Source organism: Agriterribacter sp., assembly GCF_035497235.1.
GTDB lineage: Bacteria > Bacteroidota > Bacteroidia > Chitinophagales > Chitinophagaceae > Agriterribacter.
Window position 1 is genome coordinate 16,844 of the sequence record NZ_DATJEB010000031.1, and the last position, 12,495, is coordinate 29,338.

Consider the following 12,495-nt stretch of genomic DNA (forward strand, 5'->3'; position numbering starts at 1 on the left):
AATATTCTATAGCCCAAATATAAACAAGGGGAAATGTAAATGCATACAAATAAATAAATACATCGTATATACAACCGAATACAGATTCTTCTCCCGCTTTGAGGCGGGATCAGAATGACAAGCGGTAGTAGTATGGATCAGCTTTAGTCGTATAGCCGACCCGCCTGCCCCGCCAGGATGAACTGTTCGGACGGGACTGGGAAGGGACTACTGCCCGTTATCGCCCACATGTTTGGTGTTCATGAAACACTACAACCTGCGGCAGTGCTATACACCGTGCCTGGAAGATAATTCACTTACCGCACAAAAGGCTTACCCTCCTTGCTTAATTCTCTTTTAATACCATGCAGCACATCGGCAAGATAAATAATAAGAGGAGGATGGTTCAGTTTTTTATCTGAGCTTGCTATAGCTTCCGGAAAATCTGTTTGGGGGTTATCATTGTTTGCAGCACCGTGCATGCTTGTTTGAACAGATGCTCGCTCTATGGCTTTAAGAGAGGCATAATGTACTACGTTAATGATACTTCCACCCGATATCTCATATTTTTTAACCAATTCGGGAAGATTGTTGTTTTCTTTATCCATTTTATTATCCAACTGTTCCGGTTCATTTGCAAAAACAACATTTCCGGGAAAAGACTTTTCCCATATTTGCACTCTTTCTTCTGCATCGGGAAAAGGAAACTTTAGTATAGCATTGAAACGACGAAGAAAAGCGTCATCAATATTACTTTTCATATTGGTAGCCAAAATGATAAGTCCGTCATAGTCTTCAATGCGCTGCAAAAGATAAGATACTTCCTGGTTGGCATATTTATCGTGCGCATCCCGCACATTGGTTCGCTTGCCAAATAAGGCATCCGCCTCATCAAAAAACAATATCCATCCTTTATCTTCTGCACGGGCAAAAAGCATTTCAAGATTTTTTTCCGTTTCGCCAATGTATTTTGATACTACCATGGAAAGATCAATTTTATAAATATCCCTTCCCATTTCATTGGCCAGCAAACCTGCGGTTAATGTTTTCCCGGTACCGGGCGGGCCATGAAATAATACCCTGTACCCTTTCTTTAACCGGTCCTGCATTCCCCATTGCCGCATCAATGTAGTGTTATACTTCAGCCAACCGGTAATTTCTTTAATCTGGTTTTGCAATTCTTCGTTGATCACCAGCGACTGCCAGCTTCTTTTTTCTCTTATACGCCGCGCCGGGAATGTCATGCTGAAATGTGGTGGAGAAGGTTTGCCATACATTAATATATCGGCATAATCCTGCGATAAAATTATCCTTCCGCTTAACGGGGGCTCACCCTGGGCAAGCTCTTCGAGCCATAATATTTTTTTTCGGCCAAATAAATGCTCCGCGCCAAATAGTTGCTGTACAACCAGTCTTGTCTGCATATCATCGCCTGCCAATAGAAATAAAGCAGTTTCGCCGGTGGGTAAAAATGCACGGGAGTTTTTACCACGAACACCGCCTATTTTCGGAAAATTCCCTGCATCATTTAACCGGCTTTCAATAGCATGGTCAAATAAATCGGGATACAGGTAAGGAGCAAGTACAATCAACAATACAACAGATTCCCAGCGGTTTAGTTTATTATTATTAATAAAACTTGCCAATGGAGCATGCCAGTTGTTCAAATCCGGAAGTGAAGGTTCTTCCACCTGCACATCAGCAGGGAAATAAGGAGCCAACCGGTATTTAATGAGTTTATCTAAGTAAATAAATTCCCGGGAAACCGTGGCTTCACGATATACATTATTCCCTGCTAAACCTGCTTCCGCATTATTACTGTTCATATATCAAATATTTTCCAGCATTTAATCAAAGTAAAACTAATGTTGCTGTTATCATCTATCGAATATTTAAAACCACAGGCTAAACCTTCATTATTAATAATAGCTTTAGCAATGGCAATATTGGTTTCGGTATTCCACATTAATTTAATACTGGTTCCCGATTGTGTTACCAACAGGCATTCGTTTGAATTGGTGCCGGCAGCAGTGCATGTGGTGGTTTGTGCGGGATCGAATGGTACATTTCTTTCCGTAGCCAGGTAATGCCTGGCTAAAATGATACTGAAAGACTCCCTGTCATTCTCTACCTGGCTTTCGGCCTTAGCACTGGCAGAAGGCTGCCTTTGAACGGCGCCCGGGATACCGTTTTGCTGAAAGAAGAGTCGGGCATTGGTTTGCTGTTCACCCTGTGCAGGCGTATTGCTGTGGCGATGGTTGCGATAACCGGATCTGAACATATAACGTCAATTAACGGGTTAATAAAACTAATGTGCTAATTTTTTAATCAACTCTTCGGCCAGGTTTTTGTAATCTTCAGCGCCATGCGCATGTTTGTCAAAACTAAAAATATCCGTTCCCGCTTCCTGTGCTTTTGCCAATTGTATATTGTTGCGTATATGCGTATGAAAGGCTTTATCTCCAAATTCCTGTTCCAATTGCTGGTACACCTGCCGGTTCATTGTTTTGCGTTCGTCATAACGGGTAAGCATAAAGCCTAACACTTCGATATTCCTGTTCAATTTACTTTTAACAGCTTTGAAATGATGCATAAAGCTACGTAAACCTTTCAGGGGCAAAAATTCAGCCTGCAAGGGCATCAACACGTAATCGCTGGCCACCAGGGCATTTACGGTTAGCATACCAATGGCAGGAGGACAATCAATAAAAATGAAATCATATTTATTTTTCAAAGGTTCCAGCAGCCAGCTAAACACCTGTTCCCGTCCATATACGCTCACCAGCTCCAGTTCGGCCCCTGCCAGTTCAATGGAAGAAGGTACCAGGGATAATCCCGATTTGGTTTGAATGATTACCCCCTGCAGATCACCACTTTCGCCTGCCATTTCTTTTTTTAATTCGGTAAAGAGATTCTTCTCCGGCTCATCCAATACCCCGAGAGACTGCGACAGGTTAGCCTGCGGATCGGCATCGAACAGCAGTACCGTTTTACCCATACGCTGCAGGGCTGCTGCGAGGTTAATGGCGGTAGTGGTTTTGCCTGAACCGCCTTTTTGAATGGCAATTGATATGACAGACATGTGGTTGTTTTATATTTTCCTTTCCTAATCATTAAAATAAAACAATGCTTTTTCCCATGCGCATTGACCAACTTCCGCACCCAGCTTTTGCCCGTCTGTATTTCCTTTTGCAAAATGAATGCCGGCGTATAATCCTGACAGGCCGGCCTGTGCCGCAGCATCGGTAAAAGTTGGCCATTCCAGTTCAATTTCCTGTTTGGGCGTAGTGCCGGGTTCTATAGCAGATGAACCTTTTTTAACACTGGTGCAACCGTTAAAATAATCGCTGCCCGTAAAGCATTTCAGAATAGTAGCGGCTGCCCGGCTAAAATTGCTATGACCCGAAACATGTTCTGCAAAAGGCGGCGTGGAAATATAAGACTGCCAGTTTTCTCCTTTGATGGTTTGTGTTCCCTTATGCGGCCCGCCCCAGGCCTGAATATCTTTACCCCTGTACGTTTCACGAATAGCAGTGATGGGGCAAACGGAATCATAATACCTTTTACATTCCCAGCAGGCGATGGAAGCATCGAGCATCGCATTACAAAGGGCAAAAAACAATTTGATGCAATCATAGTTGCCATACTTTTTATACTGCGCTATAAACTGCGCAATTTCGCACCAGTGGCCGGGCGGCGTATAGGTGCCAGCCCCATCTGCCCAATATTCTGCTATTGCTTTTTGTTTGTCGGTTAATGCCGCACTGATGTTTACTATTTCTTTTACCTGCTCTTTAAACTGCGCTTCATGTTTTTTATACGGCGGCATTGGGCGCAACTGCCAGTTATAATTTAATGCAAAGGGTTTTACCAAACCCCAATACGGCACAAGAAAATTTTGTATTTTATATTCACCGGGCGGGCCTTCGGTACGCAAAGGCTGCCAGTGGCTGAGGTCATTTAGTTTATCCCAGGTATTTACCGGTTGGTACCCTGTATAATCAGACCATGCAGGCATTTGCAAGCTACCGTGCGGATTGGAGCCATCTCCACGTCTGTATTCTAAAACAAGCTTGGCAGCCAGGTTGCCGATTCCCTGTGGTGAGGTAATATCCAATGATGTATCATCCGGATTATAGTTAAGCTGACACATAAAATCGTGAAACCCATTTTTGTATTGCGCCGGCAGAGCCAGCCAGAAACAATCGGTGAGTACCCTGTAAGCAGCATAACTGAAAGCTTTTCGCTTATTGTCTTTGGTACAATTTTCTTCATCCTTTACTTTTATATACAAGGCGGTACTGGTGCTGATGGCTTTTTCCTGATATACACTCCATGCATCATACATGGCAGTATGTACCATTGCCAATACCCGTGCAGCAAGCGGCGGCGATGTTCTGGCATATTTAATGGCATCCAGTGTAAGCTGGTTCCATTGCAGGACGAGGGGTTTTGATGTATTGGCTGACATGGCTTAATAATTTTGATTGATGTCATAATGGTTCTGCTATTTTAATAATATGCAACGCCTCATCGCCCGCAACAGGTAAATAAATGTTTCCCATTTTGTCAACCTGCCAGGTAGCCGCAGCCTGCAAACGAAATTTTTTAGTCAGTGTTTTTGCGGATAGCTCCTCCAGCTTTTCAGTAGCCCTGTTATATAGTAAAACCTGTTTATTGTTTTCCCGGTAAGTTTCTATTACAAAATCATCAGCGTTAGTTAATCCTAAAAGCCTTCCCAACCTGATACCAGGCATATTTAAGTTGACATGGGTGGTTTCAGCAAGCGTCCCGTTTGCCCCCCATTTATATATAATCAAATCTTTGGCGTTTTCATTATAAAGGCTTGCCAATAAATAACCGGAACCGGGAATGATATTATTTACAGGCAAAACCCATTTTAAATGTAGCGCGGAACCAATACAGGATAATGAAAATCCTTCAACGCAATAAATATTGTTATGGATATCAATAGCCACAGGAAACGCCAGGGCCGCATAAATTTCGGGCCCGGCATATTGTATTAGTTTTTTATCCTTTTCCGGGTTGTATTCGATATAAGCCCGGTTATTCGCTCCTTTAATAAAACTTATATAACGCATAGATAATTTGTCATCTGCAAAAATTTTCAGATCAGTATTATCTATACTTCCCCACCGCTCTGCGTTTCCTGTTTTTATATTTATTTTAAAGATGGCCGTTTTTCCTGCCTCTTCTGATTGTATTAAAAGATGATTTTCCGTTGCTTTTATTATGGCCGTGCATTTGCCCGAAAGTGAATCATTCCGGACAGTTATACCAGCGCCTGTATCCCATTCAATTTCCCAGGCCGGGGTCCCGCCCGGTGTAACAAGCTGCAGCCTGTTTGTGATTGTTTTTTCTTTTGTATAAAAACGGGATAGAAGATATAACATGCTATTTTCGTCTATCAAAAAATCAATTATTTCTAATTTTTCAAACCGGCTATCATTCAAAGGAACAGCGGTTTTGGATATTCTTTTATTTTGGGTATCGTAGAGCAGAAATTCCAGGTTGCCAAATTTACCAGGTACAAATATGGGGTCGTTGCAAAGGATGGCTATTTTATTTCCCTGTTCCGAAACCCGAAAACGGTAAGGAGCTGTTACAGGTTCCATATCTCTATTGTGATCATCACGAATACTCGTCATGGGTGGCCCGGTGAGTAGTTTTTGAAGCCCCCCGGCCTCATCCCATGAAACACGAAATAATTCTTCTATTTCAAGGCCATTCTTATCAATAATTAATGGAATTATCATTTTGCTGTGCTTATTTATATTGTTTTTATTTTTTACCTGGCCACAGAAAAATGGACAGATCATATAAATTAAAAGTATCGAAATCAAACAGGTTTTCACTAACTACCAATTTGGAGTTGTAAATTCAATTTTAAAAGCAGGTTTTCCACGGCCAACCCAATAATCATTTAGCTGTTCAATGGTCGTAATCTTTACATCGTCAATGGTTCCCCCGGCCGTAAATGCGGTATTCGGCGGTGGCCAGAAACTATAAATCATAGTTCTGCCCATTCCATCCAGGGTTCCTGCTGCGAGCGCCACGTGAGCTGCTCCATCAAAAAACACAACATCACCAGCCACCGGTCTTTTTGCAGGGCTGGCGGGGTTATACGGAATACGGTTATTAAAACTAAGCTGGCTGACAAGAAAACTAAACCAATCTGGCGCGCCACTTGTATAAATGGCATGTATTCTGGGCCAAGTCATCACACCGCTTCGGAATGCTGCCAGCATTACCATTTCCCAGCAATTAATAACGGTTATGGCGCCCAGTGCAATATCTGGTCCTTGCACAGGAGCGCTTGCCCATAACTGAAATGTAGTGCCGGATGCAGGGTTCGAAGGTTTCCACGTTGCAGTTTGGCCCACCAGCCCGCCCATTTGGGTGGCTACTAAAAGCTGATTATGCGCCCTTGTAATCCAACCGGCAGGCTGATGATCAGGAGAACTGTCAAAAGTTCCATCCCGCATGTCTCTCTCCATAATAGCACACGCAATAACTTCTTCACCGGCCGGAAAAACATTCTTAGTTTTAAATATATTACAAAGCCAGGTAAAGTCAATATTTGAAATAGAAACTTCTTCCAAAAGCCACTTTATGGTAGTAAGAAAATCAAAACTTAAATCTTCCAGGGCATTCTTTATGGTTGTATTATTACAAACGCCAACAAAAAAGTCGCGCCAATGATCTGTTTTTAATACATCCCTGTCAGGTTGCGTGGCAACAGTTATCAAAGGTTGAATTTGGGAATAATCAATATTGCCGGGAGAGGCTTCTTCTTCTACCCATTCCAGTTGTGTTTTAAGATCAAAATGAAGATCGGTAACGGCGGTAATTATTGTTGCATTCGTGCATACGCCAACAAAGAAACCGCGCCAATGATTTGTTTTTAATACATCCCTGTCAGGTTGCGTGGCAACAGTTATCAAAGGTTGAATTTGGGAATAATCAATATTGCCGGGAGAGGCTTCTTCTTCTATCCATTCCAGTTGTGTTTTAAGATCAAAATGAAGATCGGTAACGGCGGTAATTATTGTACTATTATCGCAAACAGCAACAAAAAAGTCACGCCACCTAATTGTTTTTAACACATCTCTTTCCGGCTGAGGCGCTGTACTGATAATGGATTGCAGATCAGCATAATTAATATTGCTGGCGGCGCTTGTAGCGGCTTCCACCCATTCTAATTTTTTTTCTAAAGGAAGGCTTAATATAACAACGGCTCTCACCATTTCACTAATATCAAAAGCACTTGCCATCCTGTTTTTATAAGATATATCCGTAGTTACGGTAGTTTTTTCAACTGTGGTAAGTTGCGGTAATAAAGAGAGTACTTCATCTTCAGGCACATCAAACCTGTCAAGCATTTCATTAAGGCTTGTTAAGTGTTCCGCCGGCGCATCCTGCTTCTGAATTACTTTACCTGCTCCCCCTTGCTGCACTACATGCGTCAACTCATGCGCCAGCAAATGCTTTCCTCCAATACTAGCGGCATTGTACTTACCGGCATTAAAATAAATATCGCTTCTGTGGGTAAAAGCCTGGGCATGCAAGTTTTTATTCATTTGCACGGCAGCGCCATCGGTATGTAAGCGTACATTAGAAAAACCGGAGCCAAAAGAGCTTTCCATTTGTTCCCTTGTGCCGGCAGGGATGGGGAAACCACTGCCTTTGGAAGAACTTAAACTACTTTCGATTGAGGAAAATACTAACGGCGAATTAGCAGCATCTGATTTCTTTTGTAGCTTTTCTTCCTTCAAGCACTCCGCACATTTCCTCTGAATATTACCTTCATCATCCGGGGGCTCAGCATTACTTTCGAAGATGGGTTTCTTTTGCAGTTTGTTTTTTAATAATTCGTTTTCATCCTTCTCCTCTTCTTTTTTCTGCAACTTCTCTTCCTGCTCACAAGAAGCGCATTTTTTTTGTACCAATGGAGTAATGTTCGCCGCCAGAGGCTTTGTCTGAATACCTGCATCTTTTTTTGTAAATGGTTCGGGCACCGCCAAACGCTGCACCACCTGATCAGCCATCACATCAGCTTCCTTTTCATATTTATCATTGGGCTGACCAATAGTTAATTTTGTTTGCAATACCTCATTGCCATTGACACTGTAACCAGGTTCGGCTTTGAAAAAAGAAGGTTCCCTCGCGCCGGTATCTCCAAAAAAGCTTCCTTCCGCCTCCCTTGAGAAGAAAGGCTGGTTTGCCTTTTGCATTGTGGCAACAGATGCTGTTTTTGCTTCAGCGGTTTTCATGATACAACATTCATTAAAAGCGACCCGATATACCAATGGATGTATTTACTTTCTCATCTGCCGGCTTATCGGGATTAGTATTATAATCAAATTTTATATCGAGGTTTACTCCTTTTCCTACAGGTATTTGTATATCCAGTTTTAGTTCGCCATCTTTAAGAAACTGGTACGACTTCATACCTATTCCTGCACCGTAAGAAAGCATATTTCCCCATTTTTTATTGGCACCCATAAAACCGAAACTTGTTTGCAAAAGATTACGGCCTATTCCGTATCTCAGAAAAGTATTCCACATGAGTTCATTATCGCCGGGGTGTAAATTCGCTGCCTGGTAAAACTGGTAAGCGTTGTTTTGCAGGTTCTCATCAACATCTAATTTTAACTGGCCTGCAAAACATCCGAAATCCGGAAATGCAGGATTTGTAACGCACCTGGCTGCACGCGGGGTACGAACTGGTGTGGGCAATGGAGCAGTGCCTGGTGAAGTTTCTTTTGTTACCGGTTCATCCGGTTTTTCCTGGCGCTGAATTATATTTTGTTCCTGCACACCTGAAGTGCATTTTTTTTGTACCGCTGTAAAAAAATGACTTGTATTCCCAAAAAAATTCGTGTTATTTTCTTTTTGGAAGAAAGGATAGTGGGCGGTATTGGCAGGAGCTGTATTTTTATTTTGAAATGATTTCATTTTCTGATGCTATTTTGTTTTAATTAACCAAGGTTTAACTTCAATCCTTTTAAAACTAAGGACATACGCCAATCAATGCTGTCGGTGCTGTCACGGTAGTGCTTCCATTCGCTCCGGCTTTGCGTGTAGTTAGTGTGGAAGCATCGGCTGCAAGCGAATGCACCTGGAAAACGGTGGCGAACCTTCTGAAGCTTCCTGTACCTGTTTTATATTCATAAGGAATAAACAGGCCAATTATCCCCGGAGCAAATGGCGGCAGACCACCACAATGACCGGAATAGGCGCAATCGCCCAGGACTGATTTTGTTCCTTTGCCCGCTATCACTGTACTGGTAAGGCTTTTATCGCCGCAAGGCCCCAATCCCGCAGGAGAGCAGTGTCCGCCTTTAAAAGTATTACATGCATATGCACCTGATGTAGCTATCCCAACCACATCTAATTCACGATACGTTACTTTATTGAAATTTACATTATCAGGCAACAGGAAAACATCTGCGAGGATTCCGGAATCAGGTAAATTAAGATGATGTTTAACGCTGCCGCCTACATTGTCCATATGCACATCATTGGGGGCAATTATTGTAAAATTAATAGTGGCCGTATCGGCCGTTACAGTAACCGTTTGCGCTGTATCCGGAGCGGTGAACAATACGGTGGCGCCAACATTGGCAGATAAGGTTCCGGCAGTTGCGGCCCATGCAGTGGTTAGGTTCCCGGAAGAATGCGTAAGATTCACTTCTTCCCCAACACCAACGGTAGTTCTGGCACGGGAACCCGGGGAAGTTACTACCGTTTCGCTGGTAATTACAGGAACCGGTGGCGCCGCAATCATAGTAATATCCGCTCTTTGATTATTTGCCTGCGCACCAAATTCATTTGTTTCGCCCTGGGCAAATATTTCAATCATGTTATCAGGCACACCATTATTTCGTAATTCATTGGAAACCGATAGCGCCCGTTCGCACGATAACCGCCAGTTCATTTCATCAGCCCCCGGCGTACTTGCGTATCCATCAACCCGTAAGGTATCCGTTCCCCCGCTTGCCTGCCAACTGGCAGCAAACAGGGCAATATCATTTCGTTGCGCTGCAGATAAAGATGTTGAAGAAGTAGGAAATAAAGAAGTTAGCGCAACTGAGCCTGCAGAGCTGGTATTGGCTACATCACAGGCCATTGGCGGAACTTTTGACAGGTCTCCCATCCGCTGAATTTTAGGAGCTATGCCCTTCCCCTGTTGCACCACATGCGTTAGCTCATGACCCAACAATCTTTTACCGCTATCCGTAGCTGGTGAATACTGCCCGCTATTGAATACAATATTATTTCCGGAAGTATATGCCAATGCATTAATGGATTGGGCTGATTTTGCGGCAACGGTATCCGTATGCACTTTTACGTTACTGAAATCACAACCAAAATGCGGCTCATAAAAACGCCTTACCTCGTTGGGTAATGAACGTCCGCCGCTTAAACCGTCCACGTAATTTTCTAAGGAACTACCTGCTGTTGCCTCATTGCCATTCCTTTCTTTACGCTGTAATTTTTCTTCTTCTTCGCAATGAGCGCATTTTGTTTGAAGCAAAGGAGATATGGAAGCAGCAAGCGGTTTTGCCTGAACGGTTTTTTCGCTTTTCGTTCCGGTTCCATGCATTATTTTATCCGCCATGGCATCGGCTTCCTTTTCATATGTATCATTGGGCTGGCCAATTGTAAGCTGTCCGGCGGGCGGGGCGGGCTTGGTTTGCAATACTCCTTTGCCATTTACACTATACAAAGATGACGGTTTAAAAAAGGCCGATGCTTCTTTGCCTTCACCAAAAAAACTCCCGTTCCCTTCTTTTGAAAAGAAGGGCTGATTTGCCTTTGCATTGCTGGCAACAGTTGCCGTTTTGGGTTCAGCTGTTTTCATATTTAACGTATATCATTAGCGAAGCGTTTAATTATACTTTTTCCGGTTAGTGTCTCCACTAACCGGGGCGGTGGCATCGGTGCAACCGATGGACAAATGAATATCTTTGATATTGAACCCTTGCAGGGTTCAACAAAAATTTCGACATTTTTACCGTGAGTTTCTCTCACGGCTATTCAAATTAAAGCCCTCCGGGCTTAAGTTGACGGCTATGGTAAAGACACTAACCAGGTAGTGATTATTACCACTTACTGCTCAATTCACATCCTCACTTCTCACCTCTTACTTTCTTACTCCTTACTTTCTTACTCCTTACTTTCTTACCCCTCACCTCCACTCCACCCACAACATATCTTTCATCCAGGGCAGTTTAATAATTCCCAGGTTCCAGGGCAGTTGATCTAACAATACATCTATTGAAGTACTTTCTATCTGCAGGTACCGTTTGTCATTCCTTTTAAAATATTTTCCCTTTCGTTGCAGAAATCCTTCTCTTAATCCATCGGGTGAAGTATTTTGTAAAACTTTCCATTGGTCAATAACAGCCCGAAGCATATTATCCGCTTCTAATAATTCTTCTTTTTTTAGTTCCATATCTTTTTGCACAGGCATCGCCAGCGGCCAGTTGCATAGTATTTTGGGAACAACCAATTCATATTCTTCCGCTTCCTCCCTGCCCGTAGCGGCATAATGTAAAACATACAGCGCTTTTTGCCGGCAGTGTTCATCGTTAAATTTTCCCTGGCTCAGCCATTGTAACCGGTTAAAGAGCGCAGAAAGAAACGGGTGGATCAACACCATTCCGGCATCGTATACAAACAGCCCATCGTTATCTATTTTTTCTTCGCCCGTTGGTTCAGGAGCGGGTAAAATATCAGCATCCCTTGGCTTTTCCATCTCTTTTATCAACAGTTCTGCATGCAGTTCCTTTTTTGAACCGGCAGCCAAAAATATCAGCCGTTCCCATAATTTTTCCCTGTATTCCTTCACCTGTACTGGCGTAGGAACAGGTTTTGTTTTTGCTATAAATTGCCTTTGCATTTCGTTTATCCTTTCTGCCAGCTCCTGTTGATTTCCGGCAGTTAACACCGTTAACAGTTGCAGCAAAAATTTCTCTTTATGTTGCCCTGCAATCCTCCGGATAACAGCATACTGCTGCCTGATCAATCTTCTTAACGCAGCAATGCTTTCAAAATCAACCGCAAGGGTTCCGAGTACCTGCTCATACCACACGTCATTTACCTGCATTGTATTCCAGGACAAATAGCCTTTTTGCATATAAAACAACCACTGCCTGCAGCTATTGAATGCCACCGTTTCCTGTTTATCAGCTTTTACTTCCCGGTTTTTCTTCACCTGCCTATATAATTGTTCTTTTATTTTTAAAAGAACGGTATTGCCCCAGTCACCTTTAATCATCTCCTCCTCCGAAACCATACCCAGGTCAATTTCCAAATGATCAATATGAATTACTTCGTCAGCAGATGACATTTCATTAAAAATATTTTCAAGCAACGGCAACAGGTGCTGCCGGTAACAGGTACTCACTGTTTGCTGTACACGAAAAGCATCTGTTTCTTTATTGAGTTGCAGGTTGATGACCTGTTTTTTGATGAGGTGCTGCATAA

9 protein-coding genes are annotated in these 12,495 nt (G+C 42.8%); all 9 read right to left on the reverse strand.

From position 1 onward, the window contains the following. Nucleotides 1-296 precede the first annotated feature (296 nt). Nucleotides 297-1,805 (reverse strand): ATP-binding protein, encoded by a 1,509-nt coding sequence (locus tag VL121_RS08470; protein WP_325404167.1) that lies wholly within the window; start codon nt 1,803-1,805, stop codon nt 297-299. After that, nucleotides 1,802-2,260, reverse strand: coding sequence for a hypothetical protein (locus VL121_RS08475; RefSeq protein ID WP_325404169.1), 459 nt, complete (start codon nt 2,258-2,260; stop codon nt 1,802-1,804). The genes VL121_RS08470 and VL121_RS08475 overlap by 4 nt, the downstream gene beginning before the upstream one ends. A gap of 27 nt (nt 2,261-2,287) precedes the next feature. Next, nucleotides 2,288-3,061 carry a ParA family protein gene (locus tag VL121_RS08480; RefSeq protein WP_325404171.1) on the reverse strand — a complete coding sequence of 258 codons (774 nt, stop codon included), beginning with the start codon at nt 3,059-3,061 and terminating at the stop codon, nt 2,288-2,290. A 24-nt stretch (nt 3,062-3,085) separates the two neighbouring features. Then, nucleotides 3,086-4,450 (reverse strand): vanadium-dependent haloperoxidase, encoded by a 1,365-nt coding sequence (locus VL121_RS08485; RefSeq protein ID WP_325404173.1) that lies wholly within the window; start codon nt 4,448-4,450, stop codon nt 3,086-3,088. 22 nt (nt 4,451-4,472) lie between these two features. Next, nucleotides 4,473-5,756 (reverse strand): hypothetical protein, encoded by a 1,284-nt coding sequence (locus tag VL121_RS08490; protein WP_325404175.1) that lies wholly within the window; start codon nt 5,754-5,756, stop codon nt 4,473-4,475. Nucleotides 5,757-5,858: 102 nt separating this feature from the next. Continuing rightward, the gene (locus VL121_RS08495; protein ID WP_325404177.1) at nt 5,859-8,273 is read right to left on the reverse strand and encodes an eCIS core domain-containing protein; all 2,415 of its coding nucleotides are present in this window, start codon (nt 8,271-8,273) and stop codon (nt 5,859-5,861) included. A gap of 13 nt (nt 8,274-8,286) precedes the next feature. Then, nucleotides 8,287-8,958, reverse strand: coding sequence for a hypothetical protein (locus VL121_RS08500; RefSeq protein ID WP_325404179.1), 672 nt, complete (start codon nt 8,956-8,958; stop codon nt 8,287-8,289). 55 nt (nt 8,959-9,013) lie between these two features. Next, nucleotides 9,014-10,867 carry an eCIS core domain-containing protein gene (locus VL121_RS08505; RefSeq protein ID WP_325404181.1) on the reverse strand — a complete coding sequence of 618 codons (1,854 nt, stop codon included), beginning with the start codon at nt 10,865-10,867 and terminating at the stop codon, nt 9,014-9,016. 327 nt (nt 10,868-11,194) lie between these two features. Next, nucleotides 11,195-12,493: a contractile injection system tape measure protein gene (locus VL121_RS08510; RefSeq protein WP_325404183.1), complete on the reverse strand. Its 1,299-nt coding sequence runs from the start codon at nt 12,491-12,493 to the stop codon at nt 11,195-11,197. Between the last annotated feature and the right edge of the window lie 2 nt (nt 12,494-12,495).